The organism is Rhizobium binae, from assembly GCF_017357225.1.
Lineage (GTDB): Bacteria > Pseudomonadota > Alphaproteobacteria > Rhizobiales > Rhizobiaceae > Rhizobium > Rhizobium binae.
In genome coordinates, this window is record NZ_CP071604.1 from 1,235,529 (window position 1) to 1,256,442 (window position 20,914).

The window sequence follows — 20,914 nt, forward strand, 5'->3', positions numbered from 1 at the left end:
TCACTTGTCCTTGGAGCGTTCGATGTGGTCGTTTCTTTTCCCCTGGGCAGAAGGGGAGGTGGCGGCGAGCAGCGCGCTCAGATAGTCTTCCGTCAGCGCGATCGAGGCTTCGATCCCGATCGGCGCCGATTTCAGACTTTGCCTGATATAAAGCCCGTCGATCATCGCCGCAGCGCCCTCGGCGATGCGTTCTGCGGCGTCGGCCGGCAGCAGCGCCTTGAGATCGGCGAGCAGGTTGGAGCGCAGCCGGCGGGCATAGATCACCAGGAAGCGGCGCGTCTCCTCCGAACGCTGCGCTTCGGCGTAAAAGGCAAGCCAGGCGGCAATCGTGTCGGGCGCGAACTGGTCGGCATGGAAGCTGACGCGGATGACGGCCGAAAGCCGCTCGCGTGGCGTGCGCGCCTCCTTCAGCGCCGCCACCGTATCGTGGCGCAGCTGCCGAAGCAGCGAGCGGATCGTCTCGATCAGCAATTGCTCCTTGCTGCCGAAATAGTGGTGCGCAAGGGCCGGCGAGACGCCGGCCTGGCGGGCGATATCGGACATGGTGACGGCCAGCGAGCCGTGATCGCCGATCACCCGCAGCGCCGCATCGACGAGCGCTTTGCGGCGCAACGGCTCCATTCCGACCTTCGGCACGCCCACTACCTCCTGTAAACGCCGCCTATGTTATTTTTGATTGACTGATCAATCAACAAAAATCTTCGCCGAATTGATTTGGCTCACATCTTTTCCGGAAGATCTGGGGCAACATATTCAAATGATCAGGAGGTGTGCTATGACCAGCGTCTTCAATGATATGCCCGAATCCTCTCTGCGGTCGAAATGGGCATGGTTCCTCGGCCTCGGGGTCCTGCTTCTTATCTGCGGCCTCATCGCTCTCAGCAATCTGCTGATGGCGACCGTCGTTTCGGTCTTTTACGTCGGCATGCTCATGCTGGCTGGCGGCGTCATCTATCTCGTCCACGCTTTTCAGGTGCGCCGTTGGGATCAGGTGCTCTTCTGGGCTCTGAGCGGCGTGCTTTACGTGCTTGCCGGCATCTGCGCCTTCGTCAATCCCATCTTCACCTCGGCGGCCTTGACCCTGTTTCTTGCCATTGCGCTGCTGGTGGCCGGCATATTCCGTGTCTGGGTCGGGATGCGCATGCGACCGCTCAAGGGCTGGCGCTGGATCGCTGCAAGCGGCGTCATAACGGCGCTCGCCGGCTTTATCATCGCACTGGGCTGGCCGGTAAACAGCCTCTGGATCCTCGGTCTGTTCCTGGCCTTCGATCTGATCGTCCAGGGATGGACGATGATCGCCGTTGGCCTTGGATTGCGCAGTTGAAATCGAGCGAGAGCATTGCTCGTCCCTCTTGCCGGTCGTTTCCTTTTTGACAAGGTCGCGAGAGGGGATTAAACTTTAAGGATTAAGGGTCGGCCCGAACATGCGGGCCATCTTCTCGTTGATGCGCCAGCGCACCGGCGGTATTGGCGAATGCCGAAAATGGTCATGCGTCCCCCAAAGGCAGGGTTCTGCCTGAATAAAAAAAGGGAGGAAGTTCATGCCGATGGTCACCGTTTCCATCTCTCCGCAACAGGCAGCGGGCATCCGTGCCGCCGTCGACAATGGCGGTTACGCCTCGAGCAGCGAGGTCGTCCGCGAGGCGCTCCGCCTCTGGGATAGCGCGCGAAAGCTCGGCGAAATCAAGGCCGATCTCCTCGATGACGAGATCTCGGGCGGCAGATGCGTCGCCGACATGTTCGCCGATCATGAGGCGCAGCGCCGTCGCTCCGCCTGAACAACTTTGATTGTATAGGGTAATTCGAATAAACGCGGAACGCGCGGTGGTGGTTCGCGTCTTTCACAAAACTTTCACACTGGCGAAAGGGTTCATTGATCCTTCTGCCGCATGGTCCTGGCTCAAGAAGAACAAATCACAGCGGAGCTTGGCCGAGATGAAAACCGGCACATCCCTGGCTGCCCCCGTCGAGCCTGGCGTCCTGCGCCGTTATGCCAGCGATCAGATCGTCACCCTCGCCAAGCTCGTGGTCGAGAACGCCTTCCAGCCGATCGTCGAGGCCGGCACCGGCACGGTGTTCGGTTACGAGTCCCTCATGCGCGGCCAGGAGCGCATCGGCTATGATACGCCGGCTGACATTCTCGATCAGGCCCATGAGGCCGGCCAGTTGCTGCAGCTCGAACAGATGCTGGCGAGCCGCGCGCTCGCCAAGTTCGCGACGCTGTCGAACTTCTCCACCTCGACGCTGTTCCTCAATCTCGACGTCCGCCTCATCCCGCATGGCGAACGGCTGGTCGAAAACCTGCTGCAGCATCTGAGGACCGCGAATATCCCACCGTCTTCGATCTGTTTCGAATTCTCCGAGCGTTTCGACAATACCAGCGTGCCGGAATTTTCAGCCCTGGTATTGAAGCTGCGCAAGGCCGGCTTCAAGCTGGCGATCGACGATTTCGGCGTCGGGCACGGCGAAATGAAACTGCTGTGCGATCATGCGGTCGATTATCTGAAGATCGACCGCCATTTCGTTGCCGAGGTCGACCGTAGCCCGCGCAAGCGCCATCTTCTGAAGAGCATCGTCAATATCGCCCATGTGCTCGGCACCCGCGTTATTGCAGAGGGCATCGAGACCGAGGCCGAATTCATCGCCTGCCGCGAATATGGCGTCGATCTCGTCCAGGGTTGGTTCATCTCGCGGCCGACGACGCACATCTCCGAGCTGGCGCCCTCCTTCCCGCATCTGCAGGAGCTCGGGAAAAGCAAGCGCGCCAGCCAGTCGCTCGACGAGATCCTCATCCGCAAGCAGATCGAGCTGCTGCCGACGGTCTACGAAAACGACAGCATCGACAGCGTCTTCGAGCTTTTCCGCCGCAATCCGCGCCAGGCCTTTTTTCCGGTGCTCAATGCCAACAGCGAGCCGCGCGGCATCATCCACGAGCATCACCTCAAGGAATATATCTACCAGCCCTTCGGCCGCGATCTGCTGAAGAACAAGATGTACGAGCGCAGCATTTCGCATTTCGTCGAGATGGCGCCGATCGTCGGCCTCGACAGCGATGCCGAGCAGCTGATGGCGATCTTCGCCAATATGGAAGGCAGCAACTGCCTGATCCTGACCGACAATATGCGCTATGCCGGCGTTGTCTCTGCCGCCTCGCTGATCAAGGTCATCAACGAGAAGCAGCTGAAGACCGCCCAGGACCAGAACCCGCTGACCGGCCTGCCGGGCAATCGCGCCATCCGCGATTTCATGCGCCAGTCCGGCCGCGACGGCGATGAGCTCCGCCATTTCTGCTATTGCGACTTCGACAATTTCAAGCCGTTCAACGATGCCTACGGCTTCCATCTCGGCGACCATGCGATCTCGCTGTTTGCCGCGCTGATCCGCCGCTATTTCTTCGCCGAGCGACATTTCCTCGGCCATGTCGGCGGCGACGATTTCTTCATCGGCGTCGTCGGCTGGACCCAGGGGGAGCTGACCGAGATCCTCGACCGGCTGATCAGCGATTTCTACGACGACGTGCTCGACCTCTATTCTGAAGAGCACCGCACCGCCGGCCGAATCCGCGGCCACGACCGCACCGGCGCCGAAGCCCTGTTCCCGCTGATGCGCTGCTCGATCGGCGTGCTCGAACTGCCGGAAGGCCTCGTCATCGACGATATCAACCGCGTCAGCGCCGAGATCGCCGTCATCAAATCGGCCGCCAAGGAGAGCGAGGAGGGCCTCGCCTTCCAGGTCCTGGGCGAGGCGAATTGACGCCCTTGCCGCTTCCAACCTTTCCAAGCCGGCGATGCTGATTTAATTCCCTGTTGGATCAGGGAGGATCGCACCATGCCATTGCCTCAGGAAATGCGTTTCGTCGATCTCAAGTCCTTCGGCGGGCCGGAGGTGATGGTGATCGGCAGCGGCCCGCTGCCGCTGCCCGGAGAGGGTCAGGTGCTGGTGCGCGCCGAGGCGATCGGCGTCAACCGCCCCGATATTGCCCAGCGCCAGGGCAGCTATCCGCCGCCCAAGGATGCGAGCCCGATCCTCGGTCTGGAGCTGGCAGGTGAAATCGTAGCCGTCGGTCCTGGTGTCAGCGATCATGCCGTCGGCGACAAGGTCTGCGGCCTTGCCAATGGCGGCGCCTATGCCGAATATTGCCTGCTGCCGGCAGGCCAGATCCTGCCCTTCCCGAGGGGCTATGACGCGGTGCAGGCCGCAGCTCTTCCCGAAACCTTCTTCACCGTCTGGGCCAATCTCTTCCAGATGGCCGGGCTGACCGAGGGCGAGACGGTGCTGATCCACGGCGGCACCAGCGGCATCGGCACGACGGCGATCCAGCTCGCCCGCGCCTTCGGCGCCGAGGTCTACGCGACGGCCGGCTCACCTGAGAAATGCGAGGCCTGCGAAAGGCTCGGCGCCAAACGCGCGATCAACTATCGGAGCGAGGATTTTGCCGAGGTGATCAAGGCCGAGACCGGCCAGGGCGTCGATATCATCCTCGATATGATCGGCGCCGCCTATTTCGAGCGCAACCTCGCCTTGCTCGCCAAAGACGGTTGCCTGTCGATCATCGCCTTCCTCGGCGGCGCCGTTGCCGAAAAGGTCAATCTGTCGCCGATCATGGTCAAGCGGCTGACGGTCACCGGCTCCACCATGCGCCCGCGCACGGCCGAGGAAAAACGCGCCATCCGCGACGACCTGCTCGCCGAGGTCTGGCCGCTGCTGGAGGCCGGCGCCGTCGCTCCAGTCATCCACAAGATCCTTGCCTTCGAAGAGGTTGCCGAGGCGCATCGCCTGATGGAAGCCGGCAGCCATATCGGCAAGATCGTGCTCACCGTCTGACGTCAGTTTCGGACCAGCATTGGCGCGCAAGGTGGCGGCGATCCTGGCCGTTTGTGAGTCTCCGGGATCGTTGAACAGCTGTCTGATCGAAACCCGGCCCGCGAAACTGCGCATCTTGATGTGGCGTTGCTTGCGCGTTGTACGGTCCCTACGAGGATACAATGGCTCTATTCCACGCCTGTCCCATCTGCCGCAGCAGAATTCCGCATTTCGTACCGCTTCCACGCTACTACGTCGACAAGGCGGTGGAGCACGGCTTTCCCTATGGCCTGCATGAATTCGAGACGATCAACCATCAGGCCTATAGCTGTCCCAATTGTCATTCGACCGATCGCGACAGGCTCTTCGCGCTATTCCTGACGCCGGTATTCCAGCGCCTCAACCAGGCGCAGCCCGTCCGCTTCCTGGACATTGCGCCTGGCCGCGCCTTGACCTTCTGGCTCAAGAGCCACCCGCATGTCTTCTACCGCAGCTGCGACATGCATTTGCCCGAGGCAGACGACAAAGCGGACATTCATAACCTGCCGTACGCAGACGAGAGCTTCGACTTCGTGCTTTGCTCGCATGTGCTCGAACACGTCGAGGATCCAGTGCGTGCCACGGCCGAAATCCGCCGAGTCCTGAAGCAGGACAGCGTCGCCATCCTGATGGCGCCGATCTGCCTGTCGATCGAGCACACCTACGAGAATCCCGAGGTGACGACGCCAGAAGGCCGCTGGGCGCATTTCGGCCAGGACGACCATGTGCGTCTCTTCTCAAGGTCCGGCTTTATAGATGTGATCCAGCGCGCCGGTTTGGGTGTCCAGCGGATTCCCGTCACCGATTTCCTGACGCCCGAGGTGTGCGAGACCTATGGCATCGGCAGCAACTCCATCCTCTATCTCGGCGTCAAGCAACAGGCCGTCCAGCAGGCTCCGGAACCGGAGCGCAACGTCGCCTGAAAGATCTGGTCTTCGTTGTAAGAGGCGCCTCGAACCCTGAGGCGCCTTTTCATTTTCGGCTGTCTCTCAGCGTTATCGCCGCCGCAATCGCGACGATGCCGGGCAGCGCCATCGCCGCATAGAGCCAGTGCGCCGCCGCGATACTGCCGGCAACGCCGCCCGGTTCGACGAGGCCGGCGCCATTGGCGATGACGCCGGCGATGGCCGCACCGAAGGCGCCGCCGAGCGAACTCATCGTCGGGATCGCCGCCGAGGCCTTGTCCTGTTCGTTGCTGGCGACGAGCTTCAGCACCATGCCGACGAGATGCGCCCAGCCGAGGCCGATGCCGAAGCCCATCATGAATATGGCGATCGCCGCCGGAACGATCAGCGGCAAATGCCCCTGCGGATTGTCCCTGGCGAGGAGGAGGGCCAGTGAAGCGGTTGCCGCCGTTTCGATCAGCGCGCCGGCAACGATCGCCGCATAGGCCCGCCTGCCGCTCAGGGAGCTGCTGAGGAAGGCGGCGAAGGTCCAGCCGAGCGCGACGAGCGCCACGAGATAGCCCGACATCAGCGGCGCCACCCCATGCAGGCTCTGCAGGAAATAGGGAATGAAGACGTCGCTGACGAGCACGAGGGTCATGGCGAGCATCGCTAGATAGACGCGGGAAATCGGCTTCGACAGGCTGACGGCGCCGGATGGCAGCAGCCGGTTGCGGCTTCGGGTCTCGATGAGCAGCATGGCCGATACCGCAATGAGCGAGGCGGCGATGAGAGCGGCTTTGATGGCTGTCGCCGCGATCGCGCCGGCGACGCTGATCATCAGCACGGCGGCCAGAAGCAGCCCGATCTGCGCAAGCGGCGTCTTGACCTGCTCGCGGTCGTCCTCGACCTCCGGCAAGAGCCGCGGTGCCAGCGCCGCCATCACGAGGCCGAGCGGCACGAGCAGGATGAAGGCGTAGCGCCAGCTGCTGCCGGAGGCAAAGAAGCCGCCGAGCGTCGGGCCGATGACGGTGGAGATCCCCCAGATCGCTGCGTAAAGGGTCGTCGCCTTCGGCCACAACGGTTCGGGATAGACGAAGCGGATGAAGGCGTAGCCGAGGGCCGCAAGCGCCCCCGTGCCAAGCCCCTGCAGCGCCCGGCCGATCAGCACCACCGGCATTGACGGGGCGATTGCGGCGACCAGGCTGCCCGCGCCGAAGACGAGGGCGGCGATCACATAGACGCCGCGCAGTGTAATTCCCCGCGGCCGCATGGCGACGAAAATCGAGCCGAGCACGGCGGCGGCGACGAACAGGCTCGTCACCCAGGAAAACAGGGCAAGACCGCCGATGTCGCGCACGATCGAAGGGGCTATGGTCGCGGTGATGTAGCTCTCGACCGCATAAAGCGTCACGCCGCCGGCCAGCATCAGCGTTGCGGCCAGGTGCTCGGGAAGGAACAGGCGCAAGACGGAATTGACGTTCGCATTGGCGATGGTCTGGTCGATTTCGGACATGGGGCGATCCTCGACGTTTTCGCTGGCGGGAAATTATTTTCCAAGTTATAAATTGGAAAATTGCATGCCTCCCGAATTAAAACAAGACATGGCTTGGAAAATATGCGCCAATCCCCAGCCAACCGGATTCTGATCCTGATAAAGACCGAGGGTCCCCAGCTTGCCTCCGCAATCGGCGATACGCTCGGCATCACGGGCGAGGCCGCCCGCCAGCAGCTGGCCAGGATGGCGGAGGAGGGGCTGGTGGAGCCGGTTTCCGTCGCCGCCGCAGGCCGGGGACGCCCGCGTCAGCTCTGGCACCTGACCGCCGCCGGCAACCGCCGCTTTCCCGACGGCCATGCCGAACTGACGGCAAACCTGCTCGCCACCCTCACCGAACAGCTTGGAGCCGCAGCGCTCGATACCGTGATCTCCGCGCGCGAGGCCGAAACGCTGAAGCGCTATCGCCAAGAGCTGAAAATTGCCGGCGACCTTGCGGCGCGCGTCGAAAGCCTGGCCGCCATCCGCACGCGCGAAGGCTATATGGCCGATAGCTGGCAGGAGGCCGATGGCTCTTTCATACTGGTCGAAAACCACTGCCCGATCTGCGCGGCCGCATCCGCCTGCGCCGGCTTCTGCCGCTCCGAGCTTGAAACTTTCCGCGCCGTCCTCGGCGCCGGGGTCGAGCGCAGCCAACACATCCTCGCCGGCGCCCGCCGCTGCGCCTACCGCATCACGCCGCGTTGAGGCCTGTCCCGCGGGGCAGGCGCATCAGGCCGGCTGCCGCGCCTGGCGCCGCTCGCTTTCGAGATAGAGCAGAGCTCCGATCGCCACCAGACCGGCGCCGGCGCCGACGAAGGCGGTGCCGGAATAGTTGGTGATACCGGTGCCGAAGGCGAAGAACCCGGCGGCGATGCCGGTGCCGATGAAACTGTTGAGCGAGATCAGCGAGGTTCCGAGGCCCGGTCGGTCGGCGATCAGGTCCTGCAGATAGGTGATCGGCACGCTGAGGATCGCCGCCGCCCCGCACGCATTGAGGAGGAGCAGCGCGTAAATGTGCCAGCGCGCCGAGGCAAAGCCGAGCAGCATCAGATAGATGCAGTAGATCAGCGCGCCGAAGGCAAGCACATGCACGGTGCGGAAGCGGCGTTGGGCAAAACCCCACAGCATCATGAACGGCATTTCGAGAAAGGCCGTCAATCCGGCCATGAAGCCGACATCGACCACGGTTCCGCCGGCCGCATGGGTAATGATCAGCGGCGAGAGCATTCCGTTCAGCCGCTGCAGCCCGAAAAGCAGCGACATGACGACGACGCGCACCAGCACGGCAGGCATGAAGATCCGTTTCAGTGACGCCAGAAAGCCGGCGTGATCGAGACCGGGGCCGGCCGTGCCGTTGCCGGGAGCGAAGAAGAAATACAGGCAGAAGCAGACGAGGCTCGCGAAGGCCGCGATCCCATAGGCCGGCGTCATCGACGCCGAATTGGCGAGGTAAAGGCCGATCAGCCCCGGCGCCAGCGCCCAGGAGCCGGAAAACAGCGCCCGCACCGTCGCCGTAACCGCCGCTGCCTGGCCGCGCTCGATCTGGTTGGTCCTGGCGCGCAGGCTGGCGAAAAGCAGCGAATAGGTGGAATTGCTCATCGGCACCAGCAGCAGCGTCGAGATGGCGAAGATTGCCGGGCTGTGGATGATCGCGATCGATCCGAAGCCGAGCATGCCGGCAACCGACAGCGCCAGCACCAGCGGCCGCCGCTCCTTCAGCCTGTCCGACCAGATGCCGAGCGTCAGGCTGGTCGTCACATTGACGATCGCCGAGAAGAACACCAGCGCCGAATAGGCGCCGTTGCTGAGACCCAATTCATTGATGCCGATGATCGACTGGTAAGGCACGGTCGAGGCATAGGTAAAGGCGAGCGCGACGAGCGTCACGGTGGGAATGCGGATCCTGTTGTCGCCAAGGATCAAGGAAAAACTGGATGACATGCGAGCGGTTCCTGACGCATCACCTTTAGCCGGAATCGGAGACATCAGGGAAACGATAGTTTTCGATCGCATGCGTCAGTTTCTGTGATGAGTATTTGCGAAGAGGCGGTGGCCGTCCGACGGAGCTGCTTGGTCGAGCCCGGGGCTGCATTCCAGGCTCAAGGCCTGGAATGACGGAGGGTAGGGGTTCGACCGGCAGAAGGCGCGACTGTCCGGACGGAGAATTGGCACAGGTACTTGCTACTCCGCCGTACCTCACGTACTTGCCGCACGAAACAGGCCACCCAAACCCCGTTGGCTTTCGCGCCCTGACGGGTTATGGCTGCGGCATCCCACCAGCATCCGGATCAGAGCCATGACCAATCCCGTCGCCGTCGAAGTCACCCGTGGCCTGCTTGTCGAAAGCCGTCATCGCGGCGCGGTGGCGGTCGTCGATGGCGATGGCAGCCTTGTCTTTTCGCTCGGCGATATCGAGGCCGCCGTCTTCCCGCGTTCGGCCTGCAAGGCGATGCAGGCGCTGCCGCTCGTCGAAAGCGGTGCGGCCGACGCCTATGGTTTCGGCGATAAGGAACTGGCGCTCGCCTGCGCCTCGCATAATGGCGAGGACGAGCATGTGGCGCTTGCCGCTTCGATGCTGGCGCGGGCCGGCCGGGATGCCGAAGCGCTGGAATGCGGCGCCCATTGGTCGATGAACCAGAAGGTCCTGATCCACCAGGCCCGCACGCTGGAGGCGCCGACGGCGCTGCACAACAACTGCTCCGGCAAACATGCCGGCTTCATCTGCGCCTGCTGCCACCGGGGCATCGATCCGAAAGCCTATGTCGGTTATGAGCACCCATTGCAGGTCGAGATCCGCGCGGTGATGGAAAGCCTGACCGGCGCGGTGCTCGGCGCGGAGACCTGCGGCACCGACGGCTGCTCCATCCCGACCTATGCCGTGCCCTTGCGCAGCCTTGCCCACGGTTTTGCCAAGATGACGACCGGCAACGGCCTGGAACCTTTGCGCGCCAAGGCCTCCCGCCGCCTGATCGAGGCCTGCATGGCCGAGCCCTTCTATGTCGCCGGCTCCGGGCGTGCCTGCACGGCGCTGATGCAGATCGCCCCGGGCCGCATCTTCGTCAAAACAGGCGCCGAGGGCGTCTTCTGCGCCGCGATCCCGGAAAAGGGCATCGCTATCGCGCTGAAATGCGAGGACGGCGCCACCCGCGCCGCCGAAGCCATGGTAGCGGCGACGCTCGCCCGGTTTTTCGAGACGGAAGACGGCGTGCATGCCGCCCTGACGGCCTTTGCCGCAACCTCGATGCGCAATTGGAACGGCATTCATGTCGGCGATATCAGCGTTACCTCGGCTTTGGCGGAATGACTATGCCACGGCAATCGTGCCGTTGAGATCGCGATAGGGCTTCAGCCGTTCAGCAGATATCTCCGCCGGCACGATCAGCCCCGCCACCTCGGCAATTCCAAGCACCGGACAGGGTGAGACGAGGTCGAACTTCTCCTGCGTCAGCAGCACATGCGTTTCGGCCGAGCAGCGGGCGATATGGCGCTTGATCGCCGCTTCCTCGAAATCGCCAGTGGATAGCCCATGCACGGGATGGGCGGCGGTGACGCCGAGGAAAAACAGGTCGGGGCGCAGTTGCGAGATCGCCGCCATCGCCGCCGCCCCCGTCGCCACCATCGAATGTTTGTAGAGCCGGCCGCCGGCAAGAATCACCTCGGCCGTCGGATGGTGCTCCAGCTCGGCGGCGATCGTCGGGCTGTGGGTCGCAACGGTGAGCGGCATTTCGCGCGGCAGATGCCTGGCGATCTCCGCCGTCGTCGTGCCGCCGTCGAGAAAGATCATCTGCCCCGGCCTGGCCATCGCCGCCGCCGCCGCCCCGAGCCGCGCCTTGATCTCGGACGAGACGCTGCGCCGCGCGGTGAAATCGGGCAGATCCGGCGATAACGGCATCGCCCCGCCATGCACGCGTTTCAACAGCCCTTCCGCCGCCATTTCTCGGAGGTCGCGCCGGATCGTGTCCTCCGAAAGTGAAAAATCCTCGGCGACGCGCTTGGCGATCACCTGGCCGTCACGGCGCAATATGTCGAGGATCAGGGCCTTGCGTTGCGTGGTCAGCATCGTCTTCCGCACGAAATTGAACGAGATGGCATGATGTTGCACGGAATGACTCGACATTCAAGAATTATCGTGCATTTTCGGGAAATCCCGTTCATGAGGGCCGGGAGTGCTCACGCATAGGGCGGAGCGAAGGAGTGGATGATGTTGATTTTGATTGCCGGCCCCTACCGGTCGGGAACCGGCGACGACCCGGAAAAGATGGCCGCCAACCTGAGGCGGCTGGAGGAACCCTCGCACAAGCTGTTTGCCGCCGGCCACGTGCCGATGATCGGTGAATGGGTGGCGCTGCCGATCTGGCGTGCCGCCGGCGGCAAGTCGGTTGGCGATGCTCTCTACGAAGAGATCTTCCACCCGGTCGCCGGCCGGCTGCTGCAACTCTGCGAGGGCGTGCTGCGGCTGCCGGGCGATTCCAAAGGCGCTGACAACGACGTGCGTATCGCCAGAGAACGCGGCATCCCGGTCTGGCACCGGCTGGAGGATGTGCCGGGCTGCGGCTGAGTGGCGTTGCCCCTCACCCTAGCCCTCTCCCCGTTCTGACGGGGAGAGGGGACGTGCCAAACGCAACCTTGAGATAGAGGAAGCGGGTGCGGCATACCCCTTCTCCCCGTCAGACCGGGGAGAATGTGGCGGCAGCCGGATGAGGGGCAGCCCCCTGGCATGCCGATCATAGTCTGGCTGCCGAAAGCCTAAGTAAACCACCATCTCCCGGTTCCGGCGCACCAATCCCCGCGCTATAAGAGTGCCGAACGGGAGACGACAACCATGCTGACATTATATTACGCGTCTGGAACCTGCGCGCTCGCAAGCCTGATCGCCCTGGAAGAATCCGGCCTGGCCTTCGAAACGAAGACACTCAGCTTTGCAAACGGCGAGCAGCGTTCACCGGAGTATCTGCAGATCAATCCGAAAGGGCGGGTGCCGGCGCTGGTCACCGAGCGCGGCGTGCTGACGGAAACGCCGGCGATCCTCGGCTTCATCGCTGAAAGCTCGCCGGCCGCCAAGCTCGCGCCGCTCGGCGATGCCTTCGAGATGGCGCGGCTGCAGTCCTTCAACAGCTATCTCTGCTCGACCGTGCATGTGAACCATGCCCATCGCCGGCGCGGCTCGCGCTGGGCCGACGAGCCGGCGGCAATCGAAGCGATGAAGGCCAGGGTCCCACAGAATATGGCCGATTGCTTCACGCTAATCGAAGAGAAGATGTTCGAAGGCCCCTGGGTGATGGGCGAAACCTATTCGCTCGCCGATCCCTATCTCTTCGTCATCACCGATTGGCTGCCGGCCGACGGCGTCGATCCCGCCCGCTTCGCAAAGGTCAACGACCACCACGCCCGCATGCTGCAGCGTCCCGCCGTCCAGCGGGCGCTGGTCTATGACCGGGGCTGATGGCTTAACTGAGGCCCGCGGGGCAGGGTGGACCGCCGAATTCCCGGAGGTCATGCAGAGCTCTCCCAGGAGTCGATCACCGGCCCGTCGATGTCCCCAAGCGGCCGGATCGCGGCGATTCGGCCCCATTCTACGGCGATCTGATAGGCCGACTTCCGCCGCAAGCCGCTTCAAGCGCTCGAAGATAAGGCCGACATCGCCCGCCATTGTCCCGCCTCTCGCCTTGGGCGAAACTTGGCACGATGTCACGCGCATTTCGCCAGGGGCGGTTTCACCTCTGCCTGAAAGCCGGTCTCCACCCCAAGCGGCAGATCCGCAATTTCGCGCAGCGACATGCGCTGGACGTCGGGATGACGCAGCGGATCCTCTTCCCAAGCGGGGACATTGGCAGGTTGCGCGCTCCCGGCTCCAGCAACAGGCCTCAAGAAAAACTTCAGCAACGACATGGCGGGCCCCGCTTTCTTCAACGGTACTGGATCATGACTTTTGAGTGCAATGTCGGCCACCACGGGCGGATTTTCAATTGAGATTGCCGAGGTGCTGTTATAGAAAAACTATATGAAGAACCTCAACACCGTCCATCTCAATGGCCTCAGGGCGCTGGAAGCCGTCGGTCGTCTTGGCTCGCTGCAGGCAGCGGCTGATGAGCTCGGCGTCTCGGTCGGCGCCGTCAGTCAGCAGGTGATCAAGGCCGAAGCGCAACTGGGGCAAGTGATCTTCGAGCGCACCGCCCGGGGTATGGTTGCCACCGAACCGGGCCGGCCGGTGCTCGCAGCGCTCGACGAAGGCTTTGCCCGTCTTTCGCAGGCGGTATCGATCGCCGGCCGTAAGGACGATACGATCCTGACGATTTCGGTGGCGCCGGTCTTCGCCGCCCGCTGGCTCGTCTGCCGGCTCGATCGCTTCGCCGAGCGCCACCCTGACATCAAGCTGCGGCTGGATGCGACGACCAGTCTCGTTAATCCCGCCCTCGGCGATGTTGATATCGGCATCCGCGTCGGGAATGGCCGATGGCCCGACGTGAAGGCTGAGCTGCTGCTGGAACAGGAGGTCTTTCCCGTCTGTTCGCCCGAGATGGCGGCGAAACTGCGTGAACCCGCCGATATCCTGGCCCTGCCGGCGGTGATCGACGGCCGCGCCATGTTCAGCTGGGAGGTCTGGATGCACGAGGCCGGACTTTCGGGCGCGACGCTTGCGACGCGCCACGTCTTCAACGATGCCTCGCTGTGCCTCGATGCGGCGATCGCCGGCCAAGGCATGATGCTCGCCTGGCAGACTCTTGCCGCCTTTGCACTGGCTGAAGGCCGGCTGGCAGCGCCGTTCGGCATTCGCGCGAAAACCGGCTTCGGCCATTATTTCATCACCGCCGAGCGTGTGCGCGAGCCGAAGAAGGTCAAGGATTTCAAGGCGTGGATCCGCGAGGAAATGGACGGCACGCTCGCGCTCTTCCGATGATCAGACCTCGATCGGCTCCTTGCCGCGCGTCTCCTGCATTCTCTTGTAGGCGGGGCGGGACTGGCAGCGCTCGATCCACGCCTTGATGTTCGGATGGGCATCGAACAGCGCCGCCTCGCTCTGAGCGTAGCGCAGCACCTCGGCAATGTTGAGGTCGGCGACGGTGAAGCGGTCGCCGACGATCCACTGGCGGCCGGCAAGATGACTTTCGAGCGCCGCCAGCGGCCGGCGCAGCCCGTAGCCGGCGGCCGCGATCGTCTGCTTGCCCTCCTCGCTGTTTTCGAGCCCGTTATCGTAGGTCAGCACGATCCGCACCGAATGCGGCTCGACCTGCGAGGCCGCCCAGATCGTCCACATCGTCAGCAATCCGTCTTCTTCGACGGTTTGTCCGGAAAGCGGCCCGCCATGTTTGCGGGCGAGGTAGAGATTAATCGCCAGCGACTCGTGCATGACGAGATCGCCGTCGCGTATGCTGGGGATCTGCGCCATCGGGTTGAGGGCCGCGAAATCGGGTGAATGCGTGTTGAGCGGCGCCTCTTCGGCGAGCGGGTCGGCAAGCCGCCTGGCCTGCAGCACCGGCACGGAGCGGTATTCGAGCCCGAGTTCTTCCGCCATCCAGTAGACGCGCGAGGCGCGCGATCGATAGACGCCATAGATTGTCAGCATGCCCATATCCCCTTGATGTTCCCCATATCCCGTTGATGGTTAGAGAAACGGTAAACGCCGGATCACTCCCGGAAAAGTCCTCGCCGCTGATGGGACGATGAAAGCTTTTGATGCGGCCAGGCTCGTTCCCGATCAGGTCGAGCGCAATTGGGGAACAATGAGTGGGCGGGTGGGTTGGACCCTCAGACAGGCGCCGTCGACGCGCCCGAAGCGATGGGCCGCGTGCGCAGCGCGCGCCAGGCAAAGGAGGAACTCATGGCAGGCAAAAAGACGCATGAACAGCAGCTTCGTGTCATCGAAAAACGCGAGAAATCCGCAAATGCCGGCGAGGAATTCGACGCCAGGGCAGATCTGCAACGCAATGAGCAGGCGAGGGAAGCCTATCGGAAACGCGGTGATCTGAAGGCCGACCCGGACACCGGCAACGAGGACCGGGCGATGGTGCGCGGCCGCAACCAGGAGAGCGAGCATAAAAAGGGGAGCGGTCGTCCCTGACGGTGAAGGAGCCTCCGATAGAAAAGGAGCCCAGATCAAAAAAGGAGAACGTCATGACCTTGACATTGATCAGCAAGGCTTTTGCCGAGGATCAGCCGATCCCGAAGAAATATGCGCGAGCCGGCGAGAACCTCTTTCCGCCGCTTGCCTGGAGCGGTGCTCCCGCCGAAACCCGAAGCTTCGCTCTGGTGGTCGAGGATCCGGACGCTCCGCGCGGCACGTTCCGCCATTGCGGCATCGCCAATATCCCGGCGCAGTGGACCGAACTTGCCGAAAGCGCCGATACTGCGCCGGAGCAGGCGCCACGGTTCTACAAGAACGATTTCGGCAATGCCCGCTACGACGGCCCGCAGCCACCGGCCGGCGATCGCCCGCATCACTATATCTTCCGCCTCGCGGCCCTCGACGTGCCGAAGCTCTCGGTTCCGGATGCCGCCGGCATCAGCGCCATGTGGGCGGAGGCAAAGAAACACGCATTGGCGGAAGCGAGCGTGACCGGTACCTATCAGACGCAATGACGACGATCAGATTTTGCGTGAAGGCTCGGATGTGCGCAGAGCCGCCGCAAGTGCACAAGCGGCTTCCGCCGTTCAGGAAACGCGGTTTCGCTCGATGGTGAGCTGCGCATAGGGAGAGCCGCCATTCGCCAACTCGCCGGAGACGTTTTTCTCCCACTCGAAGCCGAGAACGGCGCCGTCCTTGATTTCCTGGAAGACATTGTCGGTGATGACGGCGGTGCCGGCGCCGTCGGCGACCGAGACGGCGCAGCCGACCGGCGCCTTGCGCACCACATTGCTGCTGACGACAACATTGCGCAGATAGGCGCCCCAGCCGATCTGCAGTCCCCAGCGCGGCGCCCCTTCGATCACATTGCCCGACACCAGCGTATCGGCCTCCGCCGCAATGCCGATGCCGAAGCCGACCTCGTGCTGGTAGGGCCCCTTCAGCGTCAGGTTTCGCACGACATTGCCGGTGACGCTTGCGAGCCTGCCGCCTTCGTCGAAATTGGCGATCGAGATGCCGTTTGCTGCCCCGTCGATCATATTGGCGGAAACGACCGCTCCTTCGAAGGCGAATTCGACATAGATCGCCGTCTCGCCGGAGCGCCGGCACTGGTTGCTGGTGATCTGGATGTCCGAAGCTGAATTGGCGCGGATGGCGGTAAAGGCGCAGTCGGAAATCTGGTTGTTGACAACCATTACGCCATCGGCGCGAAAGACATTGATGCCGTTGCCGTTCTGGCCGGTGCCGCCGTCATTGGCCCGGATGTTGGAAATCCGGTTGCCGGAGACGACCGTGCCGTCCTCCGCCTTCTTCCAGCGATGCACGAGAATGCCGCCATTGCCGCATTCCGAGACGCTATTTGCAACGATCGAAAGATTGGCGGAATCGACCGCGTAGATGCCGGATTGGGCGACGCTCGAAATGCGGCTGCGTTCGATCCGTCCGCCGCAGCGCTCCAATTGCAGGCCGTGCTTTCGGCTGCCGCCGATCTCGCAATTGTCGATCAGCACCTCGTCGACGCCGGTAAATTGCAGCAGCCCGCCTGCATAATCGCCGAGCCAACGATTGCCGCCGTCGATGACGAGATTGGAAAGCTCAATGCGCCTGATGTTTTTAGCCGAAAACAGGTGGCCGTCGCCGGTGTAGACGATCCGCGAGGCGCCGGGCACGCCTGATATGCGCGTATTGTCGGGCAAGGTGAGGTTGGAGACCTGATAGGTGCCGGGCGGCAGGAAGACCGGCACGTTCTCGGCCGCCGCCTGTCTGATCATCTGCTCCAGGTTGCGGATTTTACGGTCGCCGCTTTCGGGAAGAGCGCGATATTTCACCGCGTCGATCGCTCCGCGCAGATCGGGCTCGCTGGCCGCTGTCAGCGGCGAGGCAAACGCGCGCGATCTCCCGGCAGCAAGGGCCGAGGCGGCGAGAAAAAGAAGCATGTCGCGACGAAGCATTCCTGGCTCTCCTGTCATGACGCGCCCGTAGCAGAAAACGTGCCAGCCCGCCTGTCATCTTTTGGCACAGGCCCTTCACACTTGTCGGAAATTCTTGTTGCGGCAGAGGCCGATAGCAGGATCTCGCTGCTTATGTTGTCGCGTTGTTCACTCTTCCATTTAAGCAAGCCGAAGGGAATGCGGACTACTTTAAAGGGAAAATAGATGGATGTTGCGAGATGGGCCTTCAGCCGCTGGGAGAGAATGGCGTCATGCACGAACAGAGTGCCGGACGATGGGAATCGGTTGACTCCCTGACGGCTGAAACGCGGCGTCTGGTTGCCGCGACCGAAGCGATGATGGCGTCGACCGCCCATCACCTCTCGGAAGGTGTCGAGAACCTGCGCCTTAAGGAGATTATCCACGAACTTCCGGACTTCCTCTACGTCAAGGATCGCGACAGCCGCTTTGTCTTCGCCAACGCCGTCACCGCCGCCAGCCTCGGCCTGAGCGCCGAAGAGATCACCGGCAAGCGCGATTTCGACCTCTTCGATTTCGAGGTGGCGCGCCGTCATTTCGATATCGAGCAGCAGATCATGGCGACCGGGCAGGCCCGGATCGACATGGAGGAAACATTCGTTCCTCCAGGTTGCCCCCGGCCGAGATGCCGGCTCACCTCGAAGATTCCGCTGCGCAGCGACCGCGGCGAAATCGTCGGGCTGATCGGTGTTTCCCGCGATATTACCGAACGCAAGCTCCAGGAGGATCTCCATCGCGGCCAGGCGAAACTGCTCGAAATGATCGCCCGCAACGAGCCGCTGCCAATGATCCTCGAGGCGCTGGTGCTGATGATCGAGGCGCAGCTGACGGGTATCGACGGATCGGTGCTGCTGCTCGACAGCGAGGGCACCAGGCTCTATCACGGCGCGGCTCCCAATCTGCCCGGCGGCTACAGCCGCCTGATCGACGGCGTCACGATCGGCCCCAAGGTCGGCTCCTGCGGCACCGCTGCCTGGCGCGGCCAGACCGTGATCGTCGAGGACGTGATGAGCGACCCGCTTTGGGAGGATTTCCGCGCGCTGGTAGCGCCCTTCGGCTTCCGCTCCTGCTGGTCGACGCCGATCGCCACCTCTGAGAATAATGTGCTTGGCACCTTCGCCCTCTATTCCAGGGAAGTCCGCCGTCCCACAGAGCATGAAATGAAGCTGGTGGCGCTCGCCACCCACATCGCCGGCATCGCCATCGAGCGCAAGCGCGTCGACGACCGCATCCATTTCATGGCCCATCATGACGATCTGACCGGCCTGCCGAACCGCGCCTTCCTGAAGGAGCGGCTGGCCAATATCCTCGATCGGGCCAGGCGCAACAACCGCAAGGTCACCGTCGCCTATATCGATCTCGACAATTTCAAGGACGTCAATGACGGCCGCGGCCACGCCTCCGGCGACGAGGTGCTGAAGGAGCTCGCCGCCCGTATGGCCAACAGCATCCGCGCCTCGGATATGGTGGTGCGGCTCGGCGGCGATGAGTTCCTCGTGGTGCTCGTCCACCAGTCGAGCCACGATGCCGGCATCGCCCGCCGCCTTCGTGATCTGCAGAAGGCGATCAGCCGGCCGATACGCGGCAATAGCGGTGACATCGCCATCACCGCGAGCATCGGCGTTGCCGCCTTCCCCGTTGACGGTGCAACCGCCGAAGAGCTCCTCGCCAATGCCGACCGCGCCATGTACCGGGCCAAGCAACTCGGCCGCAATACGCTGCAGCATCACGATGGCGCCAGCACGTCGGTCGGCATGCCGCTCGGCGAGCAGGAGGAGCTCCACCAGGCGATCACTGGCGATCAGCTGTTCCTGGAATATCAGCCGCAGGTCGATGTCGCCAGCGGACGCATCACCGGCATTGAAGCGCTGGTCCGCTGGAACCATCCGGCCAAGGGCAGGGTGCCTCCTGTCAATTTCATCCCGCTTGCCGAACAGACCGGCCTCATCGTTCCCCTCGGCCTCTGGGTGCTGAACGAGGCGTGCCGCCAGGCGCGCACCTGGCATGATATGGGCCTGGCGCCGCTCACGGTCGCCGTCAATGTCTCGGCCAAGCAGTTCGCCGACCCGGATTTCGCAAGCCATGTCGCCGAGGCGCTGGAGCGCAACCGCCTGCTAGCGCGCTGGCTGGAGCTCGAAGTCACCGAAAGCGTGGTGATGCAGGATGCCGAGCGGGCGCTCGCCATGATGGAATCGTTAAGGGCGATCGGCGTTCGCCTGTCGATCGACGATTTCGGCTCCGGCTATTCCAGCCTTGCGGCACTGAAGACCTTCCCCTTCGACCGGCTGAAGATGGATCGTTCGCTGGTCGAGGCCCTGCCGGGCGACAAGACGGCCGTCGCCATCGCCTCGGCTGTCATTTCCCTGGCGCAGAAGCTGAAGCTGTCGGTTCTCGCCGAAGGCGTCGAGACCGACGCCCAAATGGATTTCCTGCGGCAGGCGCACTGCGAGGAAGCCCAGGGCTACCGCTTCTCGAGGCCCGTCCCGCCGGAGGAGGTTTCCCGAATGCTGCAAGCGCAGCTGCCCTGAACTTTTCGGCAGCTTGCTGACCGCGAGTGGATCGTTCGGTCAGACCCGAATGATGTTGAGACGCAGGGCGCTGACGACCGCCTGCGTTCTCGTCGTGCATCCCAGCTTCCTGATCACGCTGCCGATCTGGTTGTTGACCGCGTTTTCCGACAGATTGAGAAGCTTGGCAATTTCGCTGCTCTTCCTGCCTCCGGCCGTCAGTCTCAGGCAGTCCAGCTCGCTCTCTGTAAAGGCGACCGGCTTGTGTTTCTCGTTCAGTGTCAGCTGCGACAGCCGATCATAAATGAGCGTGGCGATAAACAGGAGTTTCGCCATTTCGACCATGCTGAAATTCCGAGACCCCGAAATCGACATCGCCCCACGTCCGGCTGCGGCATCATGGACAGGAAAATAGGCGCCCTTTTCCATGCCGTACCGCCTGAACAACCCGATGACGGTGGACTTCTTGCCTTCGCCGCGATCGGTGTTGATCGCCTCGACATCATAGTTGAAGGGGCTGGTCGACCTCAGCATCCGCCGGATGACCGGACTGTCGACCAAAAGGTTATGGGCGTCGTAATAATCAACCATTTCCGCCGGCCAGTTGGTGATGATCTTCGTCGCGCCGATTTCGACGACATCGACCGACGGGAGCGTCATGATCAGGAAGGCGGTCATTCCCAGATCCTGGGTGAGACGCTTCATGTATTTGAAGACTTCGTAATGTGTCTTGAAGCCTGCAGCGACTTCCTCAATTCGATTGAACTCGGCCTCGAGCGGCATATCTTTCTCCGATTACCTCGCATCCGGCGTTTGGCGGCTGGTGTGTCCACTTGCCGCTCGTATCCGAAGTTGATTCTGCAGGCTGGAAGGAGGGAAAAAATAGGCACGTGGAGAGAAAAACGCAAAGGCTCTTGGCTGCCTGCAACAGGCGGGCGGCCGTTGGTTAACAAAGAGTTTACGGATCTTCGAACCAATCGAACCCGGCAAAGGCGAAAAAATCGGTGGCGGCACTTATGACAACGTCCCGGAAGATCCGCTTCCTTAGCGAAGCCTCTAATCAAGTCACTGTTTGTGCTTCCTTATTTTTCAGTGTCGCTCGGATGTCACGC

At 62.8% G+C, this 20,914-nt stretch carries 21 protein-coding genes; 13 read left to right on the top strand and 8 right to left on the bottom strand.

Annotated elements, in window-relative coordinates:
• Entirely contained in the window at nucleotides 1-636 is a 636-nt protein-coding gene (betI, locus tag J2J99_RS05985) for a transcriptional regulator BetI (RefSeq protein WP_246763152.1), read from the bottom strand.
• Nucleotides 637-775: 139 nt separating this feature from the next.
• Between betI and J2J99_RS05990 the strand changes: the two genes are divergently transcribed.
• The 5 genes from J2J99_RS05990 to J2J99_RS06010 all read left to right on the top strand — a co-directional run bounded on the left by J2J99_RS05990 (nucleotide 776) and on the right by J2J99_RS06010 (nucleotide 5,765).
• The gene (locus J2J99_RS05990; protein ID WP_168294375.1) at nucleotides 776-1,324 is read left to right on the top strand and encodes an HdeD family acid-resistance protein; all 549 of its coding nucleotides are present in this window, start codon (nucleotides 776-778) and stop codon (nucleotides 1,322-1,324) included.
• Between the two features lie 217 nt (nucleotides 1,325-1,541).
• Nucleotides 1,542-1,778 carry a ribbon-helix-helix domain-containing protein gene (locus J2J99_RS05995; RefSeq protein ID WP_168294374.1) on the top strand — a complete coding sequence of 79 codons (237 nt, stop codon included), beginning with the start codon at nucleotides 1,542-1,544 and terminating at the stop codon, nucleotides 1,776-1,778.
• Nucleotides 1,779-1,935: 157 nt separating this feature from the next.
• A complete protein-coding gene (locus J2J99_RS06000) occupies nucleotides 1,936-3,753 on the top strand; it encodes a GGDEF domain-containing protein (RefSeq protein WP_205918544.1) in 1,818 nt (605 codons plus the stop codon).
• Nucleotides 3,754-3,828: 75 nt separating this feature from the next.
• The gene (locus J2J99_RS06005) at nucleotides 3,829-4,824 is read left to right on the top strand and encodes an NAD(P)H-quinone oxidoreductase (protein ID WP_168294373.1); all 996 of its coding nucleotides are present in this window, start codon (nucleotides 3,829-3,831) and stop codon (nucleotides 4,822-4,824) included.
• A 161-nt stretch (nucleotides 4,825-4,985) separates the two neighbouring features.
• Complete coding sequence (locus J2J99_RS06010) at nucleotides 4,986-5,765, top strand: class I SAM-dependent methyltransferase (RefSeq protein ID WP_168294372.1); 780 nt, start codon at nucleotides 4,986-4,988, stop codon at nucleotides 5,763-5,765.
• Nucleotides 5,766-5,814: 49 nt separating this feature from the next.
• On the opposite strand, the gene J2J99_RS06015 is transcribed toward J2J99_RS06010, so the two are convergent.
• Nucleotides 5,815-7,242, bottom strand: a complete 1,428-nt coding sequence (locus J2J99_RS06015; protein ID WP_168294371.1) for an MFS transporter — start codon at nucleotides 7,240-7,242, stop codon at nucleotides 5,815-5,817.
• Between the two features lie 102 nt (nucleotides 7,243-7,344).
• Between J2J99_RS06015 and J2J99_RS06020 the strand changes: the two genes are divergently transcribed.
• Nucleotides 7,345-7,968, top strand: coding sequence for a helix-turn-helix transcriptional regulator (locus J2J99_RS06020; RefSeq protein ID WP_168294370.1), 624 nt, complete (start codon nucleotides 7,345-7,347; stop codon nucleotides 7,966-7,968).
• Nucleotides 7,969-7,992: 24 nt separating this feature from the next.
• Here the strand turns inward: J2J99_RS06020 and J2J99_RS06025 are convergent, their stop codons facing one another.
• Nucleotides 7,993-9,204 (bottom strand): MFS transporter, encoded by a 1,212-nt coding sequence (locus J2J99_RS06025; protein ID WP_168294369.1) that lies wholly within the window; start codon nucleotides 9,202-9,204, stop codon nucleotides 7,993-7,995.
• 355 nt (nucleotides 9,205-9,559) lie between these two features.
• Here J2J99_RS06025 and J2J99_RS06030 point away from each other — a divergent pair, with 355 nt between their 5' ends.
• Nucleotides 9,560-10,567 carry an asparaginase gene (locus J2J99_RS06030; protein WP_168294368.1) on the top strand — a complete coding sequence of 336 codons (1,008 nt, stop codon included), beginning with the start codon at nucleotides 9,560-9,562 and terminating at the stop codon, nucleotides 10,565-10,567.
• On the opposite strand, the gene J2J99_RS06035 is transcribed toward J2J99_RS06030, so the two are convergent.
• Nucleotides 10,568-11,323 (bottom strand): DeoR/GlpR family DNA-binding transcription regulator, encoded by a 756-nt coding sequence (locus J2J99_RS06035; protein WP_168294432.1) that lies wholly within the window; start codon nucleotides 11,321-11,323, stop codon nucleotides 10,568-10,570. It abuts the gene before it with no gap.
• A 141-nt stretch (nucleotides 11,324-11,464) separates the two neighbouring features.
• On the opposite strand from J2J99_RS06035, the gene J2J99_RS06040 reads away from it, so the two are divergent.
• Entirely contained in the window at nucleotides 11,465-11,821 is a 357-nt protein-coding gene (locus J2J99_RS06040; RefSeq protein ID WP_168294431.1) for a DUF4406 domain-containing protein, read from the top strand.
• Nucleotides 11,822-12,085: 264 nt separating this feature from the next.
• Entirely contained in the window at nucleotides 12,086-12,706 is a 621-nt protein-coding gene (locus J2J99_RS06045; RefSeq protein ID WP_168294367.1) for a glutathione S-transferase family protein, read from the top strand.
• A 245-nt stretch (nucleotides 12,707-12,951) separates the two neighbouring features.
• Here J2J99_RS06045 and J2J99_RS06050 read toward each other — a convergent pair whose 3' ends face one another.
• On the bottom strand, nucleotides 12,952-13,152 hold the full coding sequence (locus J2J99_RS06050) for a hypothetical protein (protein WP_168294430.1): 201 nt from the start codon (nucleotides 13,150-13,152) through the stop codon (nucleotides 12,952-12,954).
• A gap of 112 nt (nucleotides 13,153-13,264) precedes the next feature.
• On the opposite strand from J2J99_RS06050, the gene J2J99_RS06055 reads away from it, so the two are divergent.
• On the top strand, nucleotides 13,265-14,161 hold the full coding sequence (locus J2J99_RS06055) for a LysR substrate-binding domain-containing protein (RefSeq protein WP_168294366.1): 897 nt from the start codon (nucleotides 13,265-13,267) through the stop codon (nucleotides 14,159-14,161).
• Here J2J99_RS06055 and J2J99_RS06060 read toward each other — a convergent pair whose 3' ends face one another.
• Nucleotides 14,162-14,827 carry a glutathione S-transferase family protein gene (locus J2J99_RS06060; protein WP_168294365.1) on the bottom strand — a complete coding sequence of 222 codons (666 nt, stop codon included), beginning with the start codon at nucleotides 14,825-14,827 and terminating at the stop codon, nucleotides 14,162-14,164.
• A gap of 255 nt (nucleotides 14,828-15,082) precedes the next feature.
• Here J2J99_RS06060 and J2J99_RS06065 point away from each other — a divergent pair, with 255 nt between their 5' ends.
• Both J2J99_RS06065 and J2J99_RS06070 read left to right on the top strand, forming a co-directional pair.
• The gene (locus tag J2J99_RS06065) at nucleotides 15,083-15,322 is read left to right on the top strand and encodes a hypothetical protein (RefSeq protein ID WP_168294429.1); all 240 of its coding nucleotides are present in this window, start codon (nucleotides 15,083-15,085) and stop codon (nucleotides 15,320-15,322) included.
• A gap of 53 nt (nucleotides 15,323-15,375) precedes the next feature.
• The gene (locus J2J99_RS06070; RefSeq protein WP_168294364.1) at nucleotides 15,376-15,840 is read left to right on the top strand and encodes a YbhB/YbcL family Raf kinase inhibitor-like protein; all 465 of its coding nucleotides are present in this window, start codon (nucleotides 15,376-15,378) and stop codon (nucleotides 15,838-15,840) included.
• 72 nt (nucleotides 15,841-15,912) lie between these two features.
• On the opposite strand, the gene J2J99_RS06075 is transcribed toward J2J99_RS06070, so the two are convergent.
• Nucleotides 15,913-17,277, bottom strand: a complete 1,365-nt coding sequence (locus J2J99_RS06075) for a TIGR03808 family TAT-translocated repetitive protein (protein ID WP_168294363.1) — start codon at nucleotides 17,275-17,277, stop codon at nucleotides 15,913-15,915.
• A gap of 251 nt (nucleotides 17,278-17,528) precedes the next feature.
• On the opposite strand from J2J99_RS06075, the gene J2J99_RS06080 reads away from it, so the two are divergent.
• On the top strand, nucleotides 17,529-19,823 hold the full coding sequence (locus J2J99_RS06080) for a sensor domain-containing protein (protein ID WP_168294362.1): 2,295 nt from the start codon (nucleotides 17,529-17,531) through the stop codon (nucleotides 19,821-19,823).
• A gap of 39 nt (nucleotides 19,824-19,862) precedes the next feature.
• On the opposite strand, the gene J2J99_RS06085 is transcribed toward J2J99_RS06080, so the two are convergent.
• Nucleotides 19,863-20,585, bottom strand: a complete 723-nt coding sequence (locus J2J99_RS06085) for a LuxR family transcriptional regulator (RefSeq protein WP_168294361.1) — start codon at nucleotides 20,583-20,585, stop codon at nucleotides 19,863-19,865.
• Nucleotides 20,586-20,914: the final 329 nt, after the last annotated feature.